Raw genomic sequence first — 26,155 nt, forward strand, 5'->3', positions numbered from 1 at the left:
AGCTGCGCCTGTGGAAGGTCGGCCGGGCCCTGACCGTCACCTTCGTCGCCGCAGTCCTGGTCGCGGGAAGCGTCTTCTACAGCCTGGTGGTCCTTCTGGACTTCCTAGGGATCGACCGCACCACGAAGCGGCTGCGCCGCCGGCGCAGGCCAGGAGGGCGAGGAGGAAATTGCGGCCGCGCGAGGCCGGGCTCTCCCACAGCGTGTGATTGACGATCGCCGCAGCTCGGACATCAGCCATGGCCACGCCCAGCGGTCGGCCTGGACCTGCGGGGCGGCCCGCTCCTCCTGCCGGTCGGCACGCGCACGGACTCGCTTGGTCAGCCAGTAGGTGAACAGGGCGGAGAACAGGGCAATGACGAAGTGTTCGCGCATGCGATCCAGCAGGCCGCGCATTGCCATCAGCTCGAGACTGCGCATGTGCAGACCGACGACGCGGGCGAACGACACGGGCTCGGTTTCCTTCTCCAGACGCGATCGGCTCCGGAGGCCGACGACCGGAGTCCGGGGACCTCGCCCACGATGAAGTCGCGCTCGACCGTGTCCTTCGACGACGGCTCGGTGGTGAACTGCGGAGAGTCCATGGGTGTTGCCTTTCGGGAGTGCCTTGTGGTCGAGGCGCTCCCGGCGACACCTACGTCAGTCGCCGGCCGTGACGGGAAGGGGGAGCACCCACATCGATACAGCGTTCATGGGTCTCACCTCCTCGGGCGGTGTCGCGGTCAACCCTTTTCCAGGCACGTGATCACGACTCCGAACGGGCCTGCTTCGGCGTCCCGTGGCCCGTGTCCGTCTGCCTCGGCCGGCACCACGCCCCGCGCCGTCCGGCTCGCTCGCATCGGTCTCGGCCGTCCAGACCGAGGTCGTCTGAACGACCTCATCGGTATCGACATGGCGAGCAGGGGCCGAACCATGGTGAACACCTCACCGGGCACAGGCGATGCGCCGTACTCCGGGCCGCCGCCAGCGGCTGTTCAGCAGATCAGTTGATACGGGGCGATACGGATGTGTGTGCGCCATTCGTCTTGAGTCAGGCCTCCCCCGGCGCGGTCACACACCCGGGTGGCTGCCTGGCCCGTCGTGATGTCGTATCTCTGCAGCGAGACGTGCTCGCCCGCCGCGTAGAGGGTCGTGTCGTCAGGGCTGAAGGCCAGGTCCAGGAGGGCTGTTCCCGGGGTAGGGAGGGCGGAGCCGATGGGGCGGCTGGAGTCGGTGTCCCAGAGGCGCAGGGTGCCGTCATGACCCGCGGCAGCCAGGGTGCGCCCGTCCGGGGAGAACGCCAGTGCCGACACGTACCGGGGCTTGCCCTCACGGACCGGAGACGCGGGAAGGATGCCGAAGTGCTCCTGGGCGTCGCCGTCCCACACGGTTACCTGACCGGATTCGTCGCCTGCTGCGAGGTACTTGCCGTCCGGGCTGAATGCCAGTGCCGTCGTGCTGCCGGGGGTGAGTGCACGGCGTGTGATCCGTCCGGACCGCAGGTCGAGGAACTGACCGTGGTTGGTTGCCAGGACGTGTCCGCCGGGTTTCACCGCCAGGGTCTCACCACCGATACCGGGGATCTCACGGGTCATGTCACCGGTGCGCACGTTCCAGAATTCGAGCCGTTCGTCCACCGGTATGCGGGAAGCCATCAGCGACGTGCCATCCGGGTGGAAGGCGACGCCGTTTACGGCATTCGTGGTAAAGCCGGGGGCTTCGGCGCCGGTTCGCGTCACCCTCAGTGATGTGGTGATGCGGCGGGCCGGGACTGCCCAGAGGGACAGCTTCTCCGGCGGGAGGGAGTTCGTCGGGTGGCTGACACCGTAGGCGAGTATGCGTCCGTCGGGACGGAAGGCCATGTGCACTGGGCAGGGCACCGTATGTTGCCCCCCGTGGGGGGAAGTGGGGCAAGCTGCCGGCGGCAGGCCGGACAGGTGACGGCCGCTGCGGCCGTCGCGCAACTGGATCTGCGTCCGGCCGGTGTCGGTGTCCTGGTGGGCGATGGCCAGTGTGCTGCCGTCCGGGCTGAAGGAGGCCGCTGCGGCGGGCCGGGTTTGCCAGCGGGAGTCGACGACGCCGTCGAGGGAGAGGGAGCGCACCACGGTCTGGGAGCTTCCCGCGAAGTAGCGGATGCGGCGCTCTCCCACGTCCAGTCTGAGTTCACTGATCGTCTCGTCGGAGAGCGGATACCGGAAGACGGGTGCCTCGGGCGCATCGGTCCGCCACAACAGGACCTCGTCGAGGTCTGTGGCGGCCATGAACCTGCCGTCCGAGCTGAAGTCGAGATCTTCCAGTCCCTTGTGTTCGAGCTTCGGCAGTTCCAGCCCGGACGCGATGTCCCATCTGCGGATTCCTGCTGTGCCGCGCAGGACCAGGTGCCGGCTGTCGGGGGTGAACTGGAAGTCTTCGTTGGAGCAGTTGGCGGCGGTCGCCTCGGGGGCCCACTCGGCGGGCACCTTGCGGCGCCTGGGGATGTCCCAGATCTGCAGGCGGGTGCCGGGCATGCACAGGGCCATCAGACGGTCGTCCGCGCTCACCTGGGCTTCGGGGAACGGGTAGGTGTTCACACGGCGCTGCTGATGGAGCCGCGTCAAGGTCCAGTCCGGGACGTGGAACCGTTCCCCCGGACGGATCGTGGGCAGGACACTGTCCGTGCGGTGCTCCAGCAGCACACGTCGGGTCCGCATGTCCCGGAGCTGGAACACTGCCTGGGGTCCCAGGGTGCGGTACAGGACAAGGGTGCGGCCGCTCGGAGAGATCTCGGCTCCGTCGTCGGCCGGCAGACGCCGCCCCTCCATGCGGCCCGCCCGCATGTCCCAGATCCTCACCCTGCCGTCGTCGTCCACGAGAGTGAGCTTTCGCAGGTCGGGGGTCATCACGCCGGCCTGGGCAAGGTTGCCGCTCAGCCCGGGTAACGAAGCGATCCGCCGGTGGCCGCGCACGTCCCACACCACGGCCTGCTTCGCTCCGGCGCTGACCAGGGTGCGGCCGTCGCCGCTGAGGTAACGCACGACGGCCGGATCGGTCTCCGGGTCGGTGAAGGCGTCCTCCTCCCGCTGCACCGCGGCGCTCATCAACGCCGAGCGACTCTCGGGGAGGTCGGCCAGAGTCCAGGAAGCGATGCTCAGCCGCATCGCGGTGACCGGGTCCGTGGCCCGCAGGCTCTCGGCCAGGGCCGCGACCCTGCGGGCCTCGGCCTGCAACCGTTCGCGTTTCTCGGACTCGCTCTGCTGCCATGCGATCGCGCCCGCGACACAGGCGAGCGCCAGCATGAGGGACCAGCCCACTCTCAGCCGGCGCAGGCGTCGTGTGGTGCGGGTGGCGGAGCGTTGTTCTCGTTCGCGTGCGGTGGTGCTGGCGGTCAGGAAATCCTTCTCCAGGCCGGTCAGGTCCTCGGGGCACCCGGGGCTGCTGAAGTGTTCCTGGGCGGTGGCGAGCCGGCTTCCCCGGTACAACGCCCCGGGGTCGCGGCCCAGTTCCTCCCAGGCACGGGCGGCCTCGGTCAGTTTGCGGTGGGCACGCAGACGTTCGCGGTCCTGTTCTATCCAGCCCCGCAGTCGGGGCCAGGCGGTCAGCAGAGCCTCATGGGCCAGGTCGACGGTGTCGCCGTCGAGGGTCAGCAGCCGCGCCCGGGCCAGCGCCTCCACTACCTCGGCGGTCTCCTGCCTGTCGGAGGTCTCGAGTTCCTCCCGGTCGACGGGTCGGCGGGTGTCGGGAGTGCCATCGCCGGGGGCGACCAGGCGCAGCAGCAGGCGACGGGCCGCGGCAGCCTCGGCATCGGTGAACCGGCCGTAGACGTCCTCGGCGGTCTTGGCGACCGCGCCCTCCATGCCTCCGGCCGCCTGGTAACCGGTCAACGTCATGGTTTTGCCGCGGCGGCGGCGCCAGGTCTCCAGCAACACGTGCGACAGCAGCGGCAGTCCGCCTGGGGCGTCGCCGACCTCGTCGACGAGGCGCGAGGTCAGAGCGCGCTCCACCGTTAGGCCTTCCTCCGCAGCTGGTTTGACGATGGCCGCGCGTAGTTCCGTGGGGCTCATGGGGCCGACGAGCAGGTTGGCGTCGCGCAGCGCGTCGGCCAGGCCCGGGTGTTCGGCGCAGCGGCCGTAGAAGTCGGCACGCACGGCCAGGAGTACGCGCAGCCGGCTCTCGGGGTGCCGGGCGGTCAGGAGGAGGTCGATGAATGCGGCTCGTTCGGCAGCATCGCCGCAGAGTGTGAAGACTTCCTCGAACTGATCGACGATCAGGAACACGTCCGCCTGAGCGCTGACCGTGCGGGCGCTCGTGTCGAGCACCTGGGCGTGGGTGTGTGTGGGGTGCTCGCCAGGGGTCAGGATGCGGATGGCGGCCGGGCGCAGAGCGGCGTCCCGGGTGTGCCGGAGGGCGGGGACGAGGCCGGCGCGCAACAGGGAGGACTTGCCGCTGCCGGACGCCCCGAACACTGCGGCGAACCTTCGCCGACGCACCAGGTCCAGTACGTCGGAGGTGAGCTTGTCCCGGCCGAAGAACCGGCCGCTGTCGCCGGGCTCGAACCGGGCCAGCCCCCGATACGGCGGCGATCCGCGCCCCTCATCGTCGTGCGAATCCGAGGCCGCGGCCTCCGCCACCGCCTGCTTCCACCGGGCCTCCCACTCCGCCGGATCCGCTCCGCACGCCTCTGCATACGCCAGCACCACCGGCAGCGTCGGCAACTGCTCGCCGGCGGCCGCCTGCGACAGCGTCGTCACCCCGTACCCGGCCCGCTGCGCCAGCACCCGGTAGGTGACCCCGCCCGCCTCGGTGCGCAGCTTGCGCAACTCGAACGCGAACCGCTGCACCGGACCCGCCCCTGGATCCACCGGCCCTTCACGGCGTCCCGCCACCTCGACCCGCCCCCCTCAGCCGCTCCCGTACACGCCCGGACGGCAAACCTACGTACCCCTCATGTCCCCCACACAGATCGGGCCCGGCCATTGTTCGGTCGCTGGACCAGCCCTGCCGAACAATGCGCCGGCCGCTGAACTCGCCTTGTCCCCGGATCTCCTGACGACGCAGGTGGGCGCCGCCGCCATGTCACGTGAGCACCGGCGAGAGCCGTGCCCAGGGTGAGCCGGACAGCCTCCAGGCCGTCCGGGACAGTCCGGAACGCGCAGGTCCGAGGGGTCTCGGTGTCCGGGACACCCAGGAAGCCGTAGGTGTCTTGCGGCCGAGCTGGCAGGTGGTCACCATCGGGCTGCAACGTCGCAGCGACATCCCCTCCGCACACTCGAGAGAGGCCACGAGATGAGGCAACACTGTCCGCCCCGCCCCGACGACGTTTGCGACCCGCGGTCGTTCGTGGACCGCATGCGTGCGCTCAAAGCGTGGTCCGGGCTGACGTACCGGGAGATCGCGGCTCGCGCGCACCAGAACGGCGACACGTTGCCGCCCAGCACGCTCGCGACCGTGCTGGGCCGCGCCACTTTGCCCCGGGAGGACGTGGTACGGGCGTTCGTGCGGGTCTGTGGAGGCATGGACGAGACGGACGCCTGGTTACGGGCGCGCAGCGCGATCGCCTGGGCCGCCTGGGAGCCGGCCGGCCCGGGTGGGGCGCCCGCCGGGCCGGCTCTGAGCGACGGGGAGGGCGTCGACGGACGTCACCAGATGGCCGACGCCGCCGTCGCGGCAGTGTTCGCCGCCGGTTGCCTGACCTCCTGGTGGTGCGGCAAACGGCTCGGCAGGAGGGCCACACGGCGACGCCACGGCCAGGGCACACGCTGAACGGGCTCCTGGGACCGGGTCGTTGATCGCTGTGACGGGTACGGGCCGACGGCCGGCCGGGCCTCTCGCTCATGACAGGCAGGCAGTTCGGGTCCCACCTCCGCGTCGGCGTGAGGTCTCCATGTGCCGCGGAGCCGGAACACAGCCAGCGGGCGAGCGGGGTTCACCGCCGGTGCGCGCCCTCGGGCCGGGGCAGCGACCGCGTCACCACCCCGAGCACGTCGTCCAGCGGGAAGAAGCCCAACTGGCGTGAGTCCACGCTGGCGGCGGCGTTGTCGCCGAGGAGCACCACGCGGCCCGGCGGCACCCGCCCCGCATGGTCCTCCGCGAGCGGGGGAACCAACCCGGGCGGGACCGGTTCCCCCGGCATCGCCGCCACTCTCTTCACGATCAGCGGACTGTGCCGGTCCTGCCGCCAGACCGCCGGCGACCGGGGGCGCAGCACCACCACGACCTGCCCCCGGCGCACCGTGCGCGTACGACGCACCAGCAGCCGGTCCCCGTGGTGGTGCGTGGGGGCCATGCTCGTCCCGCGCACGGTGACGACGAGCAGACGGCGGGCGGCGACCGCCCAGCAGGCCGCGAGGACGGCCAGCGCCACCGCCGGCACCCGTACGTCCGGCCCGCCGGTCACGGTGACACCTCCGTCAGCGCTGCCCCCTCGGACGGCCCGGCGTCGGGCAGGTAGCCCGTGGCCTGGAGTGCGAAGAGCCGCGCGTACTCGCCGCCGAGCGCCAGCAGCCGGGCGTGGTCGCCGCGTTCGACGACGCGCCCGCCGGAGAGGACGACGATGACGTCGGCATTGCGCAGCGAGCCCATCCGGTGGGAGATCAGGACGCTGGTCCGGCCCCGGCGGTGCCGCGCGATCGAGGTGTGGATCTCGTACTCAGCTTCGGCGTCCAGTCGCGCCGAGGGTTCGTCGAGGATCATCAGGTCCCGCGTGCCCCGCAGGAAGGCCCGCGCCAGGGCCAGACGCTGGCTCTGGCCGCCGGACAGCAGCACACCCGCCTGGGGGTCGTCCCTGTCTTCCTCCGCGAAGAACGTCCTTGTCAGCGGTGTCTGATAGCCCTTCGGCAGCCCCTTGAGGGTGTCGTGCGCCCCGGCCCGCCGCGCGGCCGACACGATCTGCTCCTCGTCGCCGAGCGCACCCAGGTCGCCCAGGGCGATGTTCTCGGCCGCCGTCAGGTCGTACTGCACGAAGTCCTGGAACACCGCGGTGATCCGGTCGCGCAGTTCCGCCGGATCGACCTCGCGCAGGTCGACGCCGTCCCACAGGATGGCGCCCCGGGTCGGATCGTAGAAACGGCAGAGCAGTTTGACCAGCGTGGTCTTGCCCGATCCGTTGAGGCCTACCAGGGCCGTCGAACTGCCATGGGGAATGGTCAGGTTGACGCCCCTGAGGACCCATGGGTGCCGCTCCGAGTACCGGAACCACACGTCGCGCAGCTCGATCCCCCGGCGCAGGGCCGGCAGCGGCCCAGGGTCCGGCGCGAGCACCAGGTCCGGCGGGGCCTCGATCACGTACCGGTAGTGGCTGAAGATCAGCAGTGACTCACCGGCACGGGCCGCCTCGTGCGCCAGCGCGGCGAACGCGGACTGGGTCCCGGCGATGGCGGCGACGAGGAGCGTGACGTCACCCGCCGACAGTTCGCCCCGGTACGTGCCGCGCACCGCCCACAGCAGACTCCCGCCCGTCATCAGCGAGGCGAGCAGTGCGAGGGCCGACTGCACGGCGACCTCGCGCCGGTCCACGGCCCGGCGGGCCGCGTTGGCCGTGCGCCGCTCGGCGAGCATCCGGTCCCGCAGGAAGCCGCCGATGGCGAAGAGGCGCACCTCCTTGGCCGCCTCGGCGTCCGCCAGGAGACCGCCGTAGAACCACTCTCGCCGCTCCGTTGCCCCGACTCGCCAGGCCACGCGCGCCCGCCGACGCGAAAGGGCGATCTCCGCGCAGAGCGTCGGCACCCCGGCGGCGGCCACCAGGATGGTCAGCACCGGGTTCAGCACCAGCAGGGAACCCAGGAAGCCCGTGACCGTGATCGCGGACCGTGCCAGGCCGAGCGCCGCGTTCATCACCTGCGCGGGGACACGGCCACCGCCCTGGCGGGCCAGTTGCAGCCGGTCCAGGAAGTCCGGGTCCTCGAAGCGGCTCAGGCCGGGGAAGCCGGCCGCCTTCGTGAAGAGGCGGGCATCGGCGCGGAGTGCGGTACGCCGGTCCACCTCCGCGGACAGGTAGCGGCACACGTGCGGCAGCAGGGCGGCGACCGCGCCGACGACCGTGAGGCCGAGCGCCGGGGCGAGCAGCGCGCTCATCCCCGCGTCCGATCCCAGGTTGTCCAGCACCGACTTGGTCAGCCACGCCGCGGCGACCGTCAGCAGACCGGCGGCCAGACTCAGCACGCCGTACAGCACGCACGCGACGGGAGCGGCCCCGGCCACCAGAGTGGCGGCCAGCAGCAGCCCGCCCCGGCACGCGGACACGGACCCGGACCCGGACCCCGACCCGGACAAGGACAGGGACGGGTTCATCGCGGGGACGCCTCCCGCGCCAAGTCGACCATGTGACCGGTGACGACGGTACGGTCCCGGTCCGAGCGGACGCGCAGGGTCGCGGGGAACGCGTCCACGCGCAGGGCCGCGCACACCGGCCCGCCCCTCGGCTCCACGACGACCCGGGCCACCGGGCTCAGCTCCCGGACGAAGCGCTCGCACTCCTCCGGTTCGCCGACGACGACGGCGAGCGTCCGGTCCCGGCCGCCGGGCTCGGCGGCCGCGTACGCGACGAGTTCGGGCAGCTTCACCCGGCACGGCTCGCAGTTCGGGGAGAGGAAGGCAATCAGTGCCCCGTCCGGCAGCGAGGACCGGCTGACCGGTGCGCCGTCCACCGCCACGGCGGTGAAGGCGGGCAGTTCCTCGCCGGGACGCAGCGGTGTCATCCCCCTGCCCGGTGCGCCAGCGGGCCCGGCCGGGCCGTACTCCCGCATCTTCTTGATCACTCCGATGGTGAGCAGCAGGTCCACTGCGCACAGGACGCCGACGAGCACCACTGCCGCGGTCAGAGCAGCCATCCAGCACCTCTCGGTCACTCGGTCATGGAAGGGGTAACGGGCCGGAACAGACTCACCAGGTCCTCCGCCACGGTGACCAGGCCGCCGGCAACCGCGCCCGCGCACCACGCCACCGCCACCATCCCGGGGTCGGATCCACCGGCCGTTCCGGTCACCACCGCCGCCGCGCCCGCCCCGGCGACGGACGCCAGCAGCCCGTTCCGTACGACGTGAGCCCGGCCCAGGGACGCGGCCGAGCGGCCGAAGCACCGGCAGCGGACGGTGGTTCCCCTGCCCACCGACCGGGCGATGACCACGGCGAACACCGCCAGAAGCGCACTGGCCGCCAGCAAACCCGCCAGTGTCGCCGGGGTGTACGGCAGGATCAGCGCGAGGCAGACGGCGCCCTCCACCGCGACCACCGCGAGGGCCACCGTCCGCACGACCGGCCCGGGCAGCGCGGCGAGGGGCCGCAACGAGTCGGCGAAGGCGGAGAACGCCCCGGCCCTGCCGACCTTGCCCACCACGGCGATGAGGAACACGGCGGTCAGCAGCCCGCGCACGCCGTGAGCGAAGTAGTTCATTGCCGCCTCCCCCAGAGCCCGGGACCCGCTGGCCGGAGCCCCGTCGTGCACAGGAGGGAGGGCACACCGAGCGGTACGCCCTCCCCGGTCACCGGTGCTCCGCCGTCAGCAGGGGCTGAGCGACGGCTCGCCGTACCAGCGGCAGTTCCTGCCGTTGTTGTCGCAGCACCAGTCCTGCCAGTAGCCCTCCGCGTTGCAGCGCGTGATGCACCTGAGCGCGTCCGCGTCGGCGGAGGGGAGGAACCGTTCCAGCAGGGCGGTACCGAGGTTTCCGAGCCTGTTGAGCATGACCACTCCTCATTTTCGACAGCCCCTCGTGTCCCGGAGGGAGATGTCCGGTAGGGAGGCGAGGGGGTCCGGGCCCGACCCGGTGAGCGGGCGGGATGAACGGTGACGAGTCTGGGGTGGGGTGAGCACCGGTTCAACGCCGGGACGGCGCTCCGACACATTCCGAACGCGTTCCGAACATCGGGGCCTGGCGGGAGGCCTGTTCGGGACGCGCCCGCCAGGTTCGTTCCGGGCGCCGGGCGGTCTCGCCGACCTCAGGGAGCCAACCGGGGCCGCACCGGCCACCGTGGAGTCCACCACGCACTTTCTCCGGCCGGCACACACAAACGTCGTTGCGACTGCCAGCCCCGCAGTGGTGGAAGCAGCAGGTCAAAGCGGCTCAGGACCTCGATGCTTGAACTGGTTCATGAAGTTCATCTCGACCAGGAGCTTCATGCCGTTCGTCTGGTACCGGATCGCGCTCGGCATCCTCATCATCGCCCTGGTCAGCATGGGCGCGCTGAGCCCGCACGCGGCCGAGTCGGCGGGCTGACCCGGCGGGCCGGCCGACGGCCTGTGACCCGCGTCTCGTGACCAACCGCATAGCGCCGGGGTAGCCGTCCGGTAGCGGGCTGTCAGTGGCTGCCCCTAGGCTTGTCCGCATGTCCCCCGATTTCGTGACCCCTGGTTCCGTGCGGTCCGCCGCCGAGGTCAACGAGGAGATCCGTGCGCTCTGGCGGCGCACGGGCGGCACCCTGTCGGCCGAGGAGCGCGCTGAGTACGAGTTGCTGGTCGTCGAGTGGGCGGCGGCGATCCGCGGCGCCGTCGTCAAGGCGGCCTGACCCTCCCCCGCCTGGGGCGTGTCCGCAGAGCCCCGCCTGCCCCGCGACGCCGGGCACGCCCTAGGCGCACAGACGCGCAAGCACCTCCCCCTCGACGGGGTACGGCCGCTCCTCGGGCAACAGCCCGGCGGCCGCGTCGAGTTCACCCGCCCGCACCAGCGCATGAACCTCCGCGGCGAGCGGCGTGACGTCCTCGATGCCCACGATCCACTCGTCGGCGTACCGCGCCGCCGCCTCCCCCGCGAGCCCCAGCTGGAGCGAGCGGTGCGGCAGCGGGTCGAGACGCAGGTCCCGCTCCGGATCCCACTGGACCCGCGCCGGTGCCTGCCTCAACTGCCGCTTCCAATCGGCCCGCTCGCCGTGCAGGGCCAGGACGTGATGGGACAGGCAGGCGTTGCGCAGGGCCCACAGGAAGCCCTCGCTGCTGATCTCGACCGCCAGGACCGTCTCCTGGCCCTCCTTGGTGCCCCAGCCGCAGCGGTACATCATCCACAGGAACGACGGCTTGATCCATGTCATGCGGTCGCGTTTCCAGGTCGACGGGAACCGGCCGTGGCGGGCGGCGGGGCGGCCGATCTCCGGGCGGTAGGCCTGGTAGACGGTGATCGTGGACTCGGTGTGGCGGGCGCGTATCCGGAATCTCGGTTCGTTCTGATCGTTCACGCAGGACAGGCTGGGCCCCCAGGACCCTCCCCGGCCACCGAATATCACGCACACCCCTTGGCGGCGCCCCTCCGGTGCCCAACACTGAGCCGATGACGCAGCGCGTGGAGCTCGCCACCGTGAGGGACCGGCTGGCCGTCGACGGTGTGATCACCGACTACGCGGTGGCGGTCGACGACGGAGACTGGGAGGCGTACCGGGGGCTGTTCGTCCCCCAGGGGCGGGCGGACTACCGCTCGGCCGGCGGCATCGAGGGGGAGGTCTCGGCGGTCGCCGCGTGGCTCGCCGGGAGCATGCGGCTCTTCCCCGTGCGACAGCACCTGATCGTCAACCGGCGGGTGAGGTTCGGAGTCTGGGAGCAGGACACCGGCGACACGGCCCAGGTCCAGGCCGACTACATCAATCCCATGGCCACGGAAGGGCCCGCGCCCGACTTCGTGGCCGGCGGCCGGTACGCCTTCGCGCTGCGGCGCACGGCCGACGGCTGGCGGCTGAGCGAGGTGGTCATCCGGGAGAAGTGGCGGCGCCTTCCCGAGCGGCGGACGGCACCTGTGGTCAACTGACCCGGCGGGCGTCCTGTCCTAGATCGTCCGCAGGGCGCACACTGGAGGCACCCGCGGGGTAGGAGGCGCCTTATGAAGACGCTCGGCCACTGGCTCGCCTCCCCGTGGCGGCGCTCGGCCGCCGCAGTGATCGCGGGCGCCCTTCCCGTACTCGCCTATCCCGCCCCGTCCTTGTGGTGGTGGGCCTACGTCGCCCTGGTCCCCTGGATCCTGCTGACGCGCACCGCGCCGACCGGGAAACGCGCGGCGTACGACGGCTGGTGCGGCGGGTTCGGCTTCATGCTGGCCCTGCACCACTGGCTGCTGCCCTTCCTGCACGTGTTCACGTTCGTCCTCGCCGCGCTGCTCGGCGCCCTGTGGGCCGGGTGGGGCTGGCTGGTGCACCGGCTGCTGGCGGGACTGCCCTCGCGGCGGCGGATCGCGTCCGCGCTCGTCGTCCTGCCGTCCGGCTGGCTGGCCGTCGAGCTGGTCCGCTCCTGGCAGGGCCTCGGCGGCCCCTGGGGCATGCTCGGCTCCAGTCAGTGGCAGGTGGAGGCGGCGCTGCGGCTGGCCTCGGTCGGCGGGGTGTGGCTGCTCAGCTTCCTGCTCGTGGCCGTCAACGTCGCGGTCGCCGTCCTGGTCGCGGTCCGTCGGGCCCGCGTGCCCGCGATGGCGGGTCTGGTCGCCACGGCCGCCGCCACCTCCGCCGCCTGGGCCCTGTCGCCCCGCCCCGCCGTCGACGGCCAGGTCAGGATCGCCGTCGTCCAGCCCGGTGTCATCGACGGCCCGGACCACCGGCTCGCTCGCGAGGAACAGCTCACCCGCCGGCTCGCCGGACAGGACCTCGACCTGATCGTCTGGGGCGAGAGCAGCGTCGGCTACGACCTCGGGGACCGGCCCGACCTCGCGCGGCGGCTCGCGGATCTCTCCCGCGCTACGGGCGCCGACATCCTGGTCAACGTGGACGCCCGGCGCTCCGACAAGCCCGGCATCTACAAGAGTTCCATCCTGGTCGGGCCCGGCGGTCTCACCGGCGAGCGCTACGACAAGATGCGGCTCGTCCCCTTCGGCGAGTACGTCCCGGCCCGCTCCCTGCTGGGCTGGGCCACCTCTGTCGGCAAGGCGGCGGGAGAGGACCGCATGCGCGGCTCCCAGCCGGTCGTGATGAACGTGGGGGACGGTCTGCGCGCCGGGCCGATGGTGTGCTTCGAGACGGCCTTCCCCGACATGACCCGCCACCTCACCCGGGAAGGCGTCGATGTGCTGATCGGTCAGTCGTCGACGTCCACGTTCCAGAGCAGCTGGGCGCCCGAGCAGCACGCCTCGCTCGCCGCGCTACGCGCCGCCGAGACCGGCCGCCCCATGGTGCACGCGACGCTGACGGGTGTCTCCGCCGTCTACGGCCCGAGCGGGGAGCGCGTCGGCTCATGGCTCGGAACGGACGCGTCCGCCACGCAGGTCTACGACGTGCCCCTCGCCCACGGCACCACGCCCTATGTGCGCTTCGGTGACTGGACCGTGCACGCGGCCATGCTGATCCTCGCCGCGTGGGCCGCCCGTGAGGGCGTACGGACGCTGCGGCTCAGGCGGTCCGCTCCTGAACCGCGCGTACCACCCGCTCGCACAGTTCGTGAGTCTCCAGCGCGTCCCGGGAGCTGAGCACCCTGCCCGCCCGTACGGCGTCAAGGAACGCCAGCACCGCCTGCTCGATGCCGCGCTGCCGGGCCACCGGCACCCAGTCGCCGCGCCGCCGCACGGTCGGCTGCCCCTTGTGGTCGATCACCTCGGCGAGATTGATCACCTGCCGCTTGGTGTCCTGCCCGGACACCTCAAGGATCTCCTCGGCCGAACCGCTGAGCCGGTTCATCACGCCGAGCGCGGTGAAGCCGTCCCCGGCGAGCTGGAGCACGAGGTGGTGCAGCAGGCCGCCCTGGACGCGGGCGCGCACGGTGACGTCGTCGACCTCGCCGGGCACCAGGAACCGCAGGGTGTCGACGACGTGGATGAAGTCGTCGAGGATCATCGCGCGCGGCTCCTCCGGGAGCCCGATGCGGTTCTTCTGCATCAGGATCAGCTCGCGCGGATGGTCGGCGCACTGCGTGTAGCCGGGGGCGTGACGCCGGTTGAAGCCGACGGCGAGGCTCGTGTCCCGCTCCTCGGCCAGCGCCACCAGCCGCGTGGACGCGTCGAGTTCGTAGGCGAGCGGCTTGTCGACGTACGTCGGCACGCCCGCCTCCAGCAGCCGGGTCACGATCTCCGGGTGCACGATCGTGGGCGCGTGCACGAAGGCGGCGTCGAGGCCTGCCGCGAGGAGGGAGTCCAGGGTGGTGTGCCGCCGCTCCGGCGGGATGTGGAGGCCGTCGGCGACGCGGTCGAGCGTGGCGGGCGTGCGCGTCTGGAGGTGCAGCTCCACCCCGGGCTGGAGGGCGAGGACCGGAAGGTAGGCCTTCTGCGCGATGTCGCCGAGTCCGATGCAGCCGACCTTCACGGGGCGCTCTCCTCTAACGGTTGCCGTCCGGGATCTGCTCGGAAGCATACGTCTGCTGCGGCGGCCGCCAGTCGGCGATGCCGTCGAAGCTCCGCAGGAACAGGGCGGGTCCGGCCTTCGACACCGCGGCCACGGCCGTGTCGCGAACGGCGATCCCGAGGCGGCTGGTCATGAGGTTGAGGCGGGCCACCCGCACGGCCTGGCGTGCGACGGCGGTCGTACGGGGCAGCCGGGCGGCGGTGTAGGCGGGGAGGTCGTCGCAGTGGTGCGCGAGGACGATCGCGTCCTCGATGGCCTGGTTTCCGCCCTGGCCGAGAGTCGGGGGCATGGCATGCGCGGCGTCGCCGACCAGGGCCACCCTGCCGTGGTGGTGGGCGGGCAGGGGTTCGGCGAGGTGGTGGACATCGTGCCGCAGTACGTCCTCGGGGCGGGCGGCGTCGAGCACGGCGGGGATCGGGTCGTGCCAGTCGCCGAAGCGGCGCAGCAGCTCGGCCCTCTCGTCGTCGGGCGCGCGTCCGCCGGCGGGTGTCACGGCGGCGGCGTAGGCGTAGACGCGGCCGTCCTTGAGCGGGTGCGTGCCCCAGATGCGGCCCCTGCCCCAGGTCTCGTGCGAGGCGAACTCGGCGCCGGGCACGGGGATCACGACCCGCCAGGTGGTGAATCCGGAGTAGACGGGCCCCGGGTGGCCGGGGAAGAGCGCGCGGCGTACGGCGGACCGGACGCCGTCGGCGCCCACCACCAGGTCGGCCTCCAGCTCGCCGTCCGCGGTGGCGACGCGGGCGGGCCGGCCGGTGTCGCCGCGGTCGGCGAGGGTCGCGGCGGCGTCCGTGCGGACCGCGTCGGGCGGGAGCAGTGCGGTCAGGCGCTCGACGAGGGTGGCGCGGTGCAGCAGCACGAGCGGGCCGCCGAAGCGCTCGGCGGCGGCTTCGGCGGAGGAGCGCGAGAGCCACCGGCCGGACGGTGTGCGCAGCCCGCCGTCCCCCGCCCAGGCGGCGAGGTCACGGATCTCGTCGCCGAGGCCGATGACGTCCAGCGCGCGCAGGGAGTTGGGAGCGAGGGAGATGGCGGCGCCGACCGGCTCCAGTGAACGGGCGCGCTCCAGCACGGTGACCTTCCGGCCGCGCCGGTGCAGGGCGGCCGCCGCGGTCAGGCCTCCGATTCCGCCGCCGATCACGACAACTCGCCTCACCTGTGTCATGGCTTCTCCTCCCACCGGCGGCCGGACCTGCCCGGCCTGTCGACTACACCTGTAGTTCCCCGTCGACTTTACTACGGCTGTAGTGAGACGGGTAGCGTGAGCTCCATGTCCGTACGCACCACCGGTCCCGCCCGCTCCGACCTCGTCGCCGACACCGCCCTCGCCCTGCTCGCCGAGCGCGGGATGCGGGGCCTCACGCACCGGGCGGTCGACGAGGCGGCCGGGCTCCCCCAGGGCTCCACGTCGAACCTCGCCCGGACCCGGCAGGCCCTGCTGGAACTGGCGGTGCGGCGCCTGGCCGACCGCGAGGCGCGGGTGCTGGCGCTGCACGAGATGCCGGATCCCCGGGCCGGGGCCGGCTCCCTGGCGGACGCCCTCGCACTGGCCACCCACCGCGCCCTGACCCGCAACCGCGACCTCACCCTCGCCCGCTACGAACTGGCCCTGGAGGCCACGCGCCGCCCGGAGCTGCGGGCGTACTTCGACGCGACGGGCGCCCGGTTCCGTGAGCAACTGGGCGCTCTCGTCGCCGGGATGGGCTCGACCGATCCGGCCCGGCACACGCTGTCCCTGATCGCCTGGGCGGACGGGCTGATGTTCAGTTGCGTGGCGGGGTCGTTCGGGGCCGAGCTGCCCAGCCTGGAGGAGGTGCGGGCCGGGCTGCGGGAGCTGCTGGACGGGATGCTCGCGGCCTGAAAAGCCGTGGTGCGGCAAGGAGCGCTGGGAAAGGATGCGGGCATGAGGAACGAACGCCGTATGCCTGCCACGACCACCGACGAACGCACCATGCTGGAAGGCTGGCTGGAGTTCCACCGGCAGACCCTCGCGTGGAAGTGCGAGGGCCTGTCCGACGAGCAGCTCAGGACCCCCGCCGTGGAGCCGTCCGACCTGTCCCTGCTGGGGCTGGTGCGGCACATGGCGGACGTGGAGCGAAGCTGGTTCCGCCGGGTGCTCACGGACGAGCCCGTCGCGCCGCTCTACTGGAGCGACGACGACCCGGACGGCGAGTTCCGTCTCACCGAGGCGGACACCTACGCGCAGGCCTACGCCGCCTGGCAGGCCGAGATCGAGACCGCCCGGAGCAACGCCGCCCGCTTCGGCCTTGACGACATCACCGAGGGCAAGCACCGCCGCACCGGCGAGCGGTTCAACCTGCGGTGGCTCTACACCCACATGATCGAGGAGTACGCGCGGCACAACGGCCACGCCGACCTGATCCGCGAGCGCATCGACGGCTCGACCGGCGACTGACGTCAGCCAGGACAGGCCGGCGACGTCACCCCGGACGGGCCGACTGCCTCCGTACGGGGAGCGAGATCACCCGTGCGGGGCATCCTCCGACCGTCCGCTGCCCTGCCGCCGGCCGGACGCACCAGAGTGACGCGGGTGCATCGAACGACGACCACAGCGACGCTCCTGGTGACCGTGGCGGTCTCGGCCCTCTCCGGCTGTGTGACGGTCCAGCGTCCCCTCGCTCCCGGACCGCCGGCGGCCCCGGCCCGGACGTCGGCGCCGCAGCCGGAGGAGCTGTCGGAGACGCAGATCGTGCAGGCACCGGCCCGCGAGGCCCTGGAACTCATCGAGACGTCCCGCCGCCCGGAGCCCGCCGCGTCCCCGTCGCACCTGACCACACCCCCGGCCGCGCCACAGCAGCGGCGGCAGCCGCCCGGCCCCCGCGACGCCCGCCCGCGCCCCGTCCGACCGGAACGCCCCGAACCGGCCCCGCGCGGCCCATGGCGTCCGCACACCGGCCTGCCCGACATCCCGGAGTCGGTACGCCAGGACATCCGGGAGAACGTCCCGAACACCACGGACGTGTGCGCACTGGGCAGGCGCTACGGGGGCTGGCGGGCGGACAGCCCGGAGGCGACGATCTGCCGTGACATGTACGGGCGTTGAACAACGCCGTGGGCGGCCCTCTGCAGGCCCGGCTCAGCAGGAACCCGCAGCCCGGGCCGTGGCCCGCCGGCACCGACCACACCCGGGCCCTGCCCGCTCCGGCCCTACCGCCTGCCCGGACACCCTTCGCTCTCGGCGCCGCGGCCGCGCCTCGAAACACCCGGGGTCCCGCTACCGCGCCACGGCCGCTGTCCCCGAGTGGCCCGCGCCGCTCCGGGCGCTCCTGGCGCTACGGCCGCTGCCTCGGCGGTGTCCACATCCCGCCGCCGTCCTCGCCCAGCCGGGACTCCAGTCGGCTGATGGCCGCCCGGACGCCCTCGCCGTAGGGGTCGTCGGTGAGGGCCGTGGCCGCTGAGCGGGCCCGTCGCAGGTGGGTGCGGGCGGCGTCGCGGTGGCCGAGTCTGGCGTAGTCGGCGGCCAGGTTGAGGTGCAGGGAGGGGTAGAACGCGCGGACCGCGAGCGCCCCCTCCCCCGAGGGGGCCCCGGCGTCGGTGATCTCCTCCGCCGCCGTCAACGCCCGCAGGTCCCAGGCCAGTTCGTCGGCGGGATCGTCCTGCGTGTCGGCCAGGTAGTGGGCGAGGGTGCAGCGGTGCAGCGGGTCGCCGTGCTCCCCGATCTCCGACCACAGGGCCAGGAACCGCTGCCGGGCCTCCTCCCGGTCCCCGGCGTGGTGCAGCATGACGACCTGCCCGATCCGCGTCGGCACGGCATCCGGCACCGCATGTCCCTGTCGCTCCACGACCACGCCCTCCGCACCGCTCGCCCGCTGTTCCTCCGACGCTAACCGCAGGCCGGGAGGATCCGGCTGAGGCCGCTCCGTACGCCGGGGCGTCGGCCGTCAGCCCAGGTTCGGAATCGTCCAGTCGATCGGCTCGTGCCCCTGCGCCGCCACCGCCGCGTTGATCTGCGTGAACGGTCGCGAGCCGAAGAACTTCTTCGCCGACAGCGGCGACGGATGCGCGCCCTTGACCACCGCATGGCGCGACTCGTCGATCAGCGGGAGCTTCTTCTGCGCGTAGTTCCCCCACAGCACGAACACCGCCGGGTCGGGCCGGCCGGCCACCGCGCGGATGACCGCGTCGGTGAACCTCTCCCAGCCCCGGCCCTTGTGCGAGTTGGCCTCGCCGCCGCGGACCGTGAGCACCGCGTTGAGCAGCAGGACGCCCTGCCGCGCCCACGGCATCAGATAGCCGTTGTCCGGGATCGGTGTGCCCAGCTCCTCGTGCATCTCCTTGTAGATGTTCCGCAGGGACGGCGGGATCCGCACGCCGGGCCGGACCGAGAAGCACAGCCCGTGTCCCTGCCCCTCGCCGTGGTACGGGTCCTGACCGAGGATCAGGACCTTCACCCCCTCGAACGGCGTGGCGTCCAGCGCGGCGAAAACCTCCTCGCGCGGCGGGTGGACGGGACCCTTCGCCCGCTCCTCCTCGACGAACTCCGTCAGCTCCTTGAAGTAGGGCTGCTGCAGCTCGTCACCCAGAACCCCGCGCCAGGACTCGGGCAGCATGGCGATGTCGGTCACGTCAACGTCCTCACGATGTGTGGTCACTTCCAGGCCACAGAACCTACAGGCGACCACTGACAACGTGCCGGGAGACCCCGGTGACGACAGTCCGGGAATGCCCGGTGCCCGCCCCGCCTACCAGGCGGTCTTGCGGTGCAGCTCCCACATCATCATGATCGTCGACGGGTCCAGGGCCCGCTCCGCGCCCGAGACGTCCCGGCTGGCCGCCACGTACTGCCGGCCCTGCCACAGCGGCAGCAGCCGCGCGTCGTCCACCAGGATCCGCTGGGCCTCCTCGAACTCCTTCTCCACGTTCGCGCGGTCGCTCTCGCGGCGCGACCGGGGCAGCAGCTCGCCGGTGATCTTGGGCGCCGAGTAGGGCGTTCCGAGGGCGTTCTGCTCGCCGACGAACGGCGCGATGAAGTTCTCGGCGTCCGGGAAGTCGGGGAACCAGCCACGCCCGAACACCGGGTACTCGCCCTTGCGGTAGCCCTCGACGTACGTCTTCCAGGGGCGGCTCTTCAGGGTGATCGAGAACAGGCCCGAGTCATCGAGCTGGCGCTTCAGCTCCTTGAACTCCGCGGCGGTCTCGGAGCCGTAGCGGTCGCTGGTGTACCAGAAGGTGAGCGGGACCCGCTGGTTGATGCCCGCGCCGGTGAGGATCTTGCGGGCCTTGGCGACGTCCGGGTCGCCGTAGTCGTCGAAGAATCCCGTCGTGTGACCGGTGAGGCCCTTGGGGACCATGGAGTACAGCGGGTCGACGGTGTCCTTGTAGACCTTGTGGGCGATCGCCGCCCGGTCGACGACCTGCGCGATGGCCTGGCGCACGGCCTTGCGGTTCGCCCAGGAGTCCTTCGGGTTGAACACCAGGTAGTTGATGTCGGTGCCGGTGCCCTCGACGAGCTGGATCTCCTCCTCCGTGGAGGACTTGCTCTGCAGGTCGACCACGTCACCGGCGCCCAGGCCGCGGTAGGTGACGTCGATCCGCTTGTCCCGCAGGGCCTTGACCATGGTGCCGGAGTCCTGGAAGTAGCGGATGGTCACCGCGTCGTTCCGGCGCTCCGCGTAGCCCTTGTAGCTGTCGTTGCGGACGAGGACGGCCTCCTTGCCCTCGTCGTAGGAGTCGAGGGCGTACGGCCCGGAGCCGACCACGTCGCTGCCCTTGCGCAGGGAGTCCTCCGGGTAGGCCGCCGGGGAGACGATCGACATGGCGGGGGTGGCGAGCACGAACGGGAAGGTCGCGTCCGGCTTGTTGAGGTGGAAGATCACCTCGCGGTCGTTCGGCGCCTGGACCCGCTCCAGGCTGCCGAGCAGACCGGCGGGGCCGCCGTTGACGTTGATCTTGCGGATCCGGTCGAACGAGTACTTCACGGCGCGGGCGTCGAGCGCGTCGCCGTTGGAGAACTTCAGGCCCTCGCGCAGCTCGCAGCGGTACACCTGGTTCGAGGAGTCGCTGAAGCCGCAGCTCTCGGCGGCGTCCGGCTGGGGCTCGCTCGCGCCGGTCGGATAGCTCAGGAGCGTCTGGTAGATGTTCCGGAACAGCTCCCAGGAGCTGTCCCAGGAGGCGGCAGGGTCGAGCGTGCTGGGCGAACTGGTGGTGCCCACGACGATCGGCCCTTCGTCCTCCGGGGTGTCGGACGACAGCACGCCGCACCCGGCGAGCAGGGACGATATGGACGCGATGGCCGCCACCCGCCGCAGGCATCGGTTCCGGTTGAACACGCGCACGCTCCTCGATCTGCCATACCAAGGGTCGGCAGACCATACCGCAGTGCCGAGCCCGCTGACCCGCCCCGGGACATGACCTCTTGATCGATAAACCTTTGACTACGTTGTCATCGCCCTTCGCGGCACCTTTACGCCGGCACGGGCGCCCACCTGTCCGCAGGGGCGCCCGTGCCGGGCCGTGCCGTCACCGCCGAAGTCAGCCCGTGCCGGCGTTGAGGAAGATGCCGCCGTCCACGACGAGCGTCTGGCCGGTGACCCAGTCGGACTGCCCGGAGGTGAGGAACGCCGCCGCGCCGCCGATGTCGGCGGGCACGCCGAGCCGGCCGAGCGGGTAGGCCGCGGCGGCCTCCTCCTCCCGGCCCTCGTACAGGGCCTGGGCGAACTTGGTCTTCACGACGGCCGGGGCGATCGCGTTGACCCGCACCCTGGGCGCGTACTCGTGCGCCAGCTGCACGGTCAGGTTGATCATCGCCGCCTTGCTGACGCCGTACGCGCCGATGAACGGCGAGGGCGAGAGGCCGGCGACGGAGGCGACGTTGACGATCGCGCCGCCGTTGTCCTTCTGCCAGGCGTGCCAGGTCTTCTGGGCGAAGCCGAGCGCCGAGATCACGTTGGTCTCGAAGACCTTGCGGGCGACGTCCAGGTCGAGGTCGGCGATCGGCCCGAACACCGGGTTCGTGCCGGCGTTGTTGACCAGGAAGTCGAGGCGGCCGAAGGCCTCCATCGTGCGCTCGACGGCGACGGCCTGGTGGGCCACGTCGTGCGCCTTGCCCGCGACGTGGATCACCCGGTCGGCGCCGAGCTTGTCGACGGCCTCCTTGAGGGCGTCCTCGTTGCGGCCGGTGATGCACACGCGGTCGCCGCGCGCGACGAGCGCCTCGGCGATGCCGTAGCCGATGCCGCGGCTGGCGCCCGTGATGAGCGCGACCTTGCCGGAGAGTTCAGTCATGTCCGTGGGCTCCTGTGATCCCTAGTCGAGCGGTCCGCCGGCCACGTACAGCACCTGGCCGGAGACGAACCCGGCCGCCTCGCCCGTGAAGAAGGCGATGGCGTTGGCGATGTCCTCCGGCTCACCGACACGCGCCACCGGGATCTGGGTGGCGGCGGCGGCCTTGAAGTCCTCGAAGCCCATGCCGACGCGGTCGGCGGTGGCCTTGGTCATCTCGGTGGCGATGAAGCCGGGGGCGACGGCGTTGGCGGTGACGCCGAACTTGCCGAGCTCCTTGGCGAGGGTCTTGGTGAAGCCCTGGAGGCCGGCCTTGGCGGCCGAGTAGTTGACCTGCCCGCGGTTGCCCAGCGCCGAGGACGACGACAGGTTGACGATCCGGCCGAAGCCCGCGTCCACCATGTGCTTCTGGCAGGCCTTGGACATCAGGAAGGCGCCGCGCAGGTGCACGTTCATGACGGTGTCCCAGTCGGAGACGCTCATCTTGAACAGCAGGTTGTCGCGCAGCACGCCGGCGTTGTTGACCAGGATCGTCGGCGCGCCGAGCTCCTCGGCGATCCGCGCGACGGCGGCCTCGACCTGCGCCTCGTCCGACACGTCGCAGCCGACCGCGATGGCCTTGCCGCCGGCGGCGGTGATCTTCTCGACGGTGTCCTTGCAGGCCGCCTCGTCGAGGTCGAGCACGGCGACCGCGCGGCCCTCGGCGGCCAGCCGTACGGCGGTGGCGGCGCCGATCCCGCGCGCGGCACCGGTGACGACGGCGACCCGCTGCTCAGTGGTGGACATGGCTGCTTCTCCTCAGGTGAGCGACCGCTTAGTACCTTCCGTGGGTGTGACGCTAGAAGCCCTGGCACGCGGTGTCAACGGGCGCGCTCGGGGTGTGATCCATTACCCGCGCCCGCCCTGCCCGGCAGCACCCTCCGGCCCGCCCGGCCACTGAATCGCCGTCGACGCCGACGTCCGCCGGCGTCCGTCATCTCACCAGCAGGTCCAGCAAACGCTCGGTCTCCGCCGCCGGGTCCGTGGTCAGGCCGGTGTGCACGGGGCCGGGCTGGACGATCGTGGAGCGCGGGGCGACCAGCCAGCGGAAGCGGCGGCCGGGGGTGTCGTCCGCCGCCTGGCCGGCCGCGGGTCCGCCCGCGCACATGCCCTCCACGGCGCGCAGCGCGGCGCGGACGCCGGCCACGTCCGCCCCGGGGTCGAGGGCCAGCAGGCGGGCCTCGTCGAGGTGGGTACGGGCGCCGAGGTAGGACTCGGCGCGGCAGTAGACGAGCACCCCGGCGTTGATGCACTCGCCGCGCTCGACGCGCGGGACGACGCGCAGGACGGCGTACTCGTAGATCTGGCGGTCGCGCGGCCCGCCCTTGATGATGTGCCGGTCGCTCACGTGATCCCCTGGACGCGGTCGTGGATGACGGCGGCCCGGGCGAGCAGCGGCCGCGCGTAGGCCCGCCTCAGGTCGTCCGGTGTGTCGAAGCCGGGCTCGCCCGTCAGCCAGGCGTCCGGGATCTGCGCGGTGACGTCGGCGAGCAGGTCCTCGGTGACCCGGGGCGCCAACTCGGCCGCGGCGGCGGCGACATCGGGCGCGAAGGGTGCCAGGGCATGGTCGGCGGCGTCGTAGGGGCGGGCCGCGGAGGCCTGCGCGCCGGGCCAGTTGTGGTGCCAGATCATGGTCGCGCCGTGGTCGACGAGCCACAGCCGGCCCCGCCACATCAGGAGGTTGGGGTTGCGCCAGGACCGGTCGACGTTGTTGACCAGCGCGTCGAACCAGACGATCCGCCCGGCCTCCCCGGGACCGACCGGGAAGGCCAGCGGGTCGAAGCCGAGCGCGCCGGAGAGGAAGTCCATGCCGAGGTTGGTGCCGCCGCTGGACCTGAGCAGGCTCTGCACCTCCTGGTCGGGTTCGCCGAGGCCCAGTTCCGCGTCGAGTTCGACCGTGACCAGGCGGGGCACGCGCAGCCCCAGCCGGCGGGCGAGTTCCCCGCAGACCACCTCGGCGACGAGCGTCTTGCGCCCCTGCCCCGCGCCGCTGAACTTCAGGACGTACGTCCCGGAGTCGTCGGCCTCGACGAGCCCCGGCAGCGAACCGCCCTCACGCAGCGGCGTGATGTAGCGGGTCGCGGTGACCTCTTCCAGCATGTCCCTTGCTTTCGGCCTCCGGCATGAAGTGAGCATAGTAACCGAGGGTGATCGCGGGCGAGGAGTGCCGGGCAGGTCAGGGCAGGAGAGACTCCAGGGGCACCTGCGGGTCGGTGAGCGTGTCCGGGTCGACTGGCCGGGCGGTGCGGGCGAGGGCTTGGAGCTGGTCGTTGACGTCCCAGATGTTGACGTTCATGGCCGCGAGCACCCGGTTGCCGGCGAGCCAGAAGGCGATGAACTCGCGCCCGGCCACGTCACCGCGGAAGACGACCTCGTCGTAGCCGCCCGGCTCGACGTACCCGGCGTACTCCATGCCCAGGTCGTACTGGTCGGTGAAGAAGTACGGCACCCTGTCGTACACCGCGTCGTGCCGGCCGAGCATGGCCTTGGCCGCGGTCTGCGGCTGGTGCAGCGCGTTGGCCCAGTGCTCGACGCGGATGTGCTTGCCCAGCAGCGGGTGGAAGGCGTTGGCGGCGTCACCGGCGGCGTAGATGTCCGGGTAGGAGGTTCGCAGCCGTTCGTCGACGCGGATGCCGTTGTCGACCTTCAGGCCCGCTTCCTGCGCCAGGGCGGTGTCCGGCATGATGCCGACCCCGACGATGACGACGTCGGCGCCGATGCGGGTGCCGTCGGACAGCCGCACCCCGTCCGCCGCGCCGCCGCTGCCGGTGACCTCGGCGACCCGCGCACCGAACCGCAGATCCACGCCGTGGTCGCGGTGCAGGTCCGCGAACACCTGAGCCACCTCGCGGCCGAGGACCCGCAGCAGCGGCAACTCGGCCATCTCCAGCACCGTGACCTCCACACCGGCCGCGCGGGCGGCGGCAGTGGTCTCCAGACCGATCCATCCCGCACCGATGACCACCGCACGTGCGGCGGACCGGAACGCCTCCTTGATCCGGTCGCTGTCCTCGACCCGCCGCAGGTACAGCACCCGCTCCAGGTCCGCGCCCGGGACGGGCAGGCGGCGCGGGGAGGATCCGGTGGTCAGCAGCAGTTTGCCGTAGCCGACCCGGCCGCCGTCGGCGAGTGTCACCTCGCGCGCGGCCGGGTCGACGGCGGTGACCGCCGTGCCGAGCCGCAGGTCCACGTCGTGTTCGGCGTACCACTGCGGCGGATGGACGTAGATCTGCTCCCGCGCGTCCTTGTCCGTCAGGTAGCCCTTGGACAGCGGCGGCCGCTCATAGGGACGTTCGCTCTCGTCCCCGATCAGGACCAGCGGTCCGTCGAAGCCCTCCTCGCGCAGGGCCTGTGCGGCCTTGGCCCCGGCCAGGGAAGCGCCGACGATCACACACGCGTCGTTCGCGGACATCGTCAGTCCCCTTCCCTGGCCGCGGGACGGCGCCGCAGCCTTGCGGCGAGCTGCTCGGAGAGCTGCTCCCAACTGGCGTCGAACTTCGACACGCCTTCGTCCTCGAGGGTCTGCACGAGGTCGTCGTAGTCCACGCCGACGGCCCGCAGCCCGTCGAGGACCCGCTGGGCGTCGTCGTAGTGGGCGCGGACCGAGTCGGCCGGTACTCGGCCGTGGTCGGCGACCGCGCGCAAGGTGGCCTCGGGCATGGTGTTGACCACGCCGGGTGCGACGAGTTCGGTCACGTAGCGGGTATCGGGGTAGGCGGGATCCTTGACGGAGGTCGAAGCCCACAGCGGACGCTGAGGGTGGGCACCCGCCTCCTGAAGGGCTTGCCAGCGGGGTGCGGCGAACACCCGCTCGTAGTGCTGGTAGGCCAGCCGTGCGTTGGCGATCGCCGCCCGGCCGCGCAGCTCGGCGGCCTGCGCGGTGCCGGTCTTGTCCAGGCGCGCGTCCGCCTCGGCGTCGACACGGGAGACGAAGAACGAAGCCACCGAGCCGATGCCAGTAAGCTCCCGGCCCGCGTCGCGGGCGCGTTCCATCCCGTCGAGGAAGGCATCCATGACCTCGTCGTAGCGGGCGAGGGAGAAGATCAGCGTGACATTGACGCTGATGCCCTCGGCCAGGCACGCGGTGATCGCCGGCAGTCCCTGGCGGGCGGCCGGGATCTTCACGAACAGGTTGGGCCGGTCGACCAGCCACCACAGCGCCCGCGCCTCCGCGATCGTCGCCGCCGTGTCGTGCGCGAGCCGGGGGTCGACCTCGATGGAGACCCGGCCGTCGACGCCGTCCGTCGCCTCGTGGACGGGGCGCAGCACGTCGCAGGCCCACCGGACGTCGGTGGTGGTCAGTGCCCGCAGCGCCTCGCCGACCCCGACTCCGCGGGCCGTCAGGTCCTGGATCTGCGCGTCGTACGCGTCGCCGCCCGTGATGGCCTTGTCGAAGATCGTCGGATTGGTGGTCACCCCCACCACCCGGTCCCGGGCGACCAGGTCCGCCAGGCTTCCGGACACCAGCCGCTCCCGGCTGAGATCGTCCAGCCAGATCGACACTCCGGCATCGCTCAGTGTGTTCAAGGGATTCATGACGCCGCCCGCTCCTCCCGTGCGCCCGGCGGGGTGAGCAGTTCAAGGCTTCTCGCTGCTCACCCGCGGCCCGCACCAGAGCTTGCCTGTCGCTCCATCGTCGCCCCGACGGCCGGAAGCCCGCAATCCGCACACAGCCACGGGCCGGCGGGCCTGGT

At 72.0% G+C, this 26,155-nt stretch carries 25 protein-coding genes and 2 pseudogenes; 8 read left to right on the forward strand and 19 right to left on the reverse strand.

The features are described 5' to 3' along the window. Nucleotides 1–362 precede the first annotated feature (362 nt). A pseudogene (locus tag ACFZDA_RS20145) lies at nucleotides 363–583 on the reverse strand (monooxygenase); the annotation flags it as partial. 390 nt (nucleotides 584–973) lie between these two features. After that, nucleotides 974–4,795: a helix-turn-helix domain-containing protein gene (locus ACFZDA_RS20150; protein WP_391082997.1), complete on the reverse strand. Its 3,822-nt coding sequence runs from the start codon at nucleotides 4,793–4,795 to the stop codon at nucleotides 974–976. Between the two features lie 508 nt (nucleotides 4,796–5,303). On the opposite strand from ACFZDA_RS20150, the gene ACFZDA_RS20155 reads away from it, so the two are divergent. Beyond that, complete coding sequence (locus ACFZDA_RS20155; RefSeq protein WP_391083001.1) at nucleotides 5,304–5,717, forward strand: helix-turn-helix domain-containing protein; 414 nt, start codon at nucleotides 5,304–5,306, stop codon at nucleotides 5,715–5,717. A gap of 163 nt (nucleotides 5,718–5,880) precedes the next feature. On the opposite strand, the gene ACFZDA_RS20160 is transcribed toward ACFZDA_RS20155, so the two are convergent. The 5 genes from ACFZDA_RS20160 to ACFZDA_RS20180 form a co-directional block, all read right to left on the reverse strand. Then, complete coding sequence (locus tag ACFZDA_RS20160; protein ID WP_391083004.1) at nucleotides 5,881–6,351, reverse strand: S26 family signal peptidase; 471 nt, start codon at nucleotides 6,349–6,351, stop codon at nucleotides 5,881–5,883. Continuing rightward, nucleotides 6,348–8,243 carry an ATP-binding cassette domain-containing protein gene (locus ACFZDA_RS20165; protein WP_391083008.1) on the reverse strand — a complete coding sequence of 632 codons (1,896 nt, stop codon included), beginning with the start codon at nucleotides 8,241–8,243 and terminating at the stop codon, nucleotides 6,348–6,350. Before ACFZDA_RS20165 ends, ACFZDA_RS20160 begins: the two co-directional genes overlap by 4 nt. Continuing rightward, the gene (locus ACFZDA_RS20170) at nucleotides 8,240–8,782 is read right to left on the reverse strand and encodes a TlpA family protein disulfide reductase (RefSeq protein ID WP_391083011.1); all 543 of its coding nucleotides are present in this window, start codon (nucleotides 8,780–8,782) and stop codon (nucleotides 8,240–8,242) included. Before ACFZDA_RS20170 ends, ACFZDA_RS20165 begins: the two co-directional genes overlap by 4 nt. Nucleotides 8,783–8,796: 14 nt before the next feature. After that, nucleotides 8,797–9,345 carry a MauE/DoxX family redox-associated membrane protein gene (locus tag ACFZDA_RS20175; protein ID WP_391083013.1) on the reverse strand — a complete coding sequence of 183 codons (549 nt, stop codon included), beginning with the start codon at nucleotides 9,343–9,345 and terminating at the stop codon, nucleotides 8,797–8,799. A gap of 105 nt (nucleotides 9,346–9,450) precedes the next feature. Beyond that, nucleotides 9,451–9,633, reverse strand: coding sequence for a hypothetical protein (locus ACFZDA_RS20180; protein WP_391083016.1), 183 nt, complete (start codon nucleotides 9,631–9,633; stop codon nucleotides 9,451–9,453). Nucleotides 9,634–10,030: 397 nt separating this feature from the next. On the opposite strand from ACFZDA_RS20180, the pseudogene ACFZDA_RS20185 reads away from it, so the two are divergent. Both ACFZDA_RS20185 and ACFZDA_RS20190 read left to right on the forward strand, forming a co-directional pair. After that, nucleotides 10,031–10,165: pseudogene (locus tag ACFZDA_RS20185) on the forward strand (undecaprenyl-diphosphatase); the annotation flags it as partial. 109 nt (nucleotides 10,166–10,274) lie between these two features. Further along, a complete protein-coding gene (locus ACFZDA_RS20190; RefSeq protein ID WP_086562056.1) occupies nucleotides 10,275–10,454 on the forward strand; it encodes a hypothetical protein in 180 nt (59 codons plus the stop codon). Between the two features lie 60 nt (nucleotides 10,455–10,514). Here ACFZDA_RS20190 and ACFZDA_RS20195 read toward each other — a convergent pair whose 3' ends face one another. Further along, nucleotides 10,515–11,117, reverse strand: coding sequence for a DUF4291 family protein (locus ACFZDA_RS20195; protein ID WP_391083020.1), 603 nt, complete (start codon nucleotides 11,115–11,117; stop codon nucleotides 10,515–10,517). A gap of 92 nt (nucleotides 11,118–11,209) precedes the next feature. Between ACFZDA_RS20195 and ACFZDA_RS20200 the strand changes: the two genes are divergently transcribed. Together ACFZDA_RS20200 and lnt are read left to right on the forward strand one after the other, a co-directional pair. Then, complete coding sequence (locus ACFZDA_RS20200) at nucleotides 11,210–11,680, forward strand: nuclear transport factor 2 family protein (RefSeq protein WP_391083022.1); 471 nt, start codon at nucleotides 11,210–11,212, stop codon at nucleotides 11,678–11,680. A gap of 72 nt (nucleotides 11,681–11,752) precedes the next feature. Beyond that, the gene (lnt, locus tag ACFZDA_RS20205; RefSeq protein ID WP_391083025.1) at nucleotides 11,753–13,318 is read left to right on the forward strand and encodes an apolipoprotein N-acyltransferase; all 1,566 of its coding nucleotides are present in this window, start codon (nucleotides 11,753–11,755) and stop codon (nucleotides 13,316–13,318) included. Here lnt and ACFZDA_RS20210 read toward each other — a convergent pair. Both ACFZDA_RS20210 and ACFZDA_RS20215 read right to left on the reverse strand, forming a co-directional pair. Then, nucleotides 13,242–14,147: a Gfo/Idh/MocA family oxidoreductase gene (locus ACFZDA_RS20210; RefSeq protein WP_391083028.1), complete on the reverse strand. Its 906-nt coding sequence runs from the start codon at nucleotides 14,145–14,147 to the stop codon at nucleotides 13,242–13,244. The two genes, lnt and ACFZDA_RS20210, sit on opposite strands and share 77 nt — an antisense overlap. A gap of 13 nt (nucleotides 14,148–14,160) precedes the next feature. Then, complete coding sequence (locus ACFZDA_RS20215) at nucleotides 14,161–15,345, reverse strand: FAD-dependent oxidoreductase (protein WP_391083031.1); 1,185 nt, start codon at nucleotides 15,343–15,345, stop codon at nucleotides 14,161–14,163. A gap of 105 nt (nucleotides 15,346–15,450) precedes the next feature. Between ACFZDA_RS20215 and ACFZDA_RS20220 the strand changes: the two genes are divergently transcribed. From ACFZDA_RS20220 to ACFZDA_RS20230, 3 genes are all read left to right on the forward strand, one after another. Then, nucleotides 15,451–16,041 (forward strand): TetR/AcrR family transcriptional regulator, encoded by a 591-nt coding sequence (locus ACFZDA_RS20220; RefSeq protein WP_391083034.1) that lies wholly within the window; start codon nucleotides 15,451–15,453, stop codon nucleotides 16,039–16,041. Between the two features lie 42 nt (nucleotides 16,042–16,083). Next, a complete protein-coding gene (locus ACFZDA_RS20225; RefSeq protein ID WP_391083037.1) occupies nucleotides 16,084–16,596 on the forward strand; it encodes a DinB family protein in 513 nt (170 codons plus the stop codon). 126 nt (nucleotides 16,597–16,722) lie between these two features. Continuing rightward, a complete protein-coding gene (locus ACFZDA_RS20230; RefSeq protein WP_391083271.1) occupies nucleotides 16,723–17,244 on the forward strand; it encodes a hypothetical protein in 522 nt (173 codons plus the stop codon). 229 nt (nucleotides 17,245–17,473) lie between these two features. On the opposite strand, the gene ACFZDA_RS20235 is transcribed toward ACFZDA_RS20230, so the two are convergent. From ACFZDA_RS20235 to tal, 9 genes are all read right to left on the reverse strand, one after another. Continuing rightward, the gene (locus ACFZDA_RS20235) at nucleotides 17,474–17,989 is read right to left on the reverse strand and encodes a hypothetical protein (protein WP_391083040.1); all 516 of its coding nucleotides are present in this window, start codon (nucleotides 17,987–17,989) and stop codon (nucleotides 17,474–17,476) included. A gap of 93 nt (nucleotides 17,990–18,082) precedes the next feature. After that, nucleotides 18,083–18,766 carry a uracil-DNA glycosylase gene (gene ung, locus ACFZDA_RS20240; protein ID WP_391083044.1) on the reverse strand — a complete coding sequence of 228 codons (684 nt, stop codon included), beginning with the start codon at nucleotides 18,764–18,766 and terminating at the stop codon, nucleotides 18,083–18,085. Between the two features lie 117 nt (nucleotides 18,767–18,883). After that, entirely contained in the window at nucleotides 18,884–20,470 is a 1,587-nt protein-coding gene (locus ACFZDA_RS20245) for an ABC transporter substrate-binding protein (protein WP_391083047.1), read from the reverse strand. Nucleotides 20,471–20,672: 202 nt separating this feature from the next. After that, on the reverse strand, nucleotides 20,673–21,425 hold the full coding sequence (locus tag ACFZDA_RS20250) for a glucose 1-dehydrogenase (RefSeq protein ID WP_391083050.1): 753 nt from the start codon (nucleotides 21,423–21,425) through the stop codon (nucleotides 20,673–20,675). 21 nt (nucleotides 21,426–21,446) lie between these two features. Beyond that, nucleotides 21,447–22,208 (reverse strand): 3-oxoacyl-ACP reductase FabG, encoded by a 762-nt coding sequence (fabG, locus tag ACFZDA_RS20255; protein WP_059418653.1) that lies wholly within the window; start codon nucleotides 22,206–22,208, stop codon nucleotides 21,447–21,449. A gap of 187 nt (nucleotides 22,209–22,395) precedes the next feature. Beyond that, on the reverse strand, nucleotides 22,396–22,809 hold the full coding sequence (locus ACFZDA_RS20260; RefSeq protein ID WP_391083053.1) for a DUF3037 domain-containing protein: 414 nt from the start codon (nucleotides 22,807–22,809) through the stop codon (nucleotides 22,396–22,398). Further along, entirely contained in the window at nucleotides 22,806–23,561 is a 756-nt protein-coding gene (locus tag ACFZDA_RS20265) for a HipA family kinase (RefSeq protein WP_391083056.1), read from the reverse strand. Before ACFZDA_RS20265 ends, ACFZDA_RS20260 begins: the two co-directional genes overlap by 4 nt. A 76-nt stretch (nucleotides 23,562–23,637) precedes the next feature. Next, nucleotides 23,638–24,873 carry an FAD-dependent oxidoreductase gene (locus tag ACFZDA_RS20270; RefSeq protein ID WP_391083059.1) on the reverse strand — a complete coding sequence of 412 codons (1,236 nt, stop codon included), beginning with the start codon at nucleotides 24,871–24,873 and terminating at the stop codon, nucleotides 23,638–23,640. A 2-nt stretch (nucleotides 24,874–24,875) separates the two neighbouring features. Continuing rightward, complete coding sequence (gene tal / locus ACFZDA_RS20275) at nucleotides 24,876–25,997, reverse strand: transaldolase (RefSeq protein ID WP_391083062.1); 1,122 nt, start codon at nucleotides 25,995–25,997, stop codon at nucleotides 24,876–24,878. Nucleotides 25,998–26,155: the final 158 nt, after the last annotated feature.

Source organism: Streptomyces sp. NPDC007991, from assembly GCF_042958445.1.
Taxonomy (GTDB): domain Bacteria; phylum Actinomycetota; class Actinomycetes; order Streptomycetales; family Streptomycetaceae; genus Streptomyces.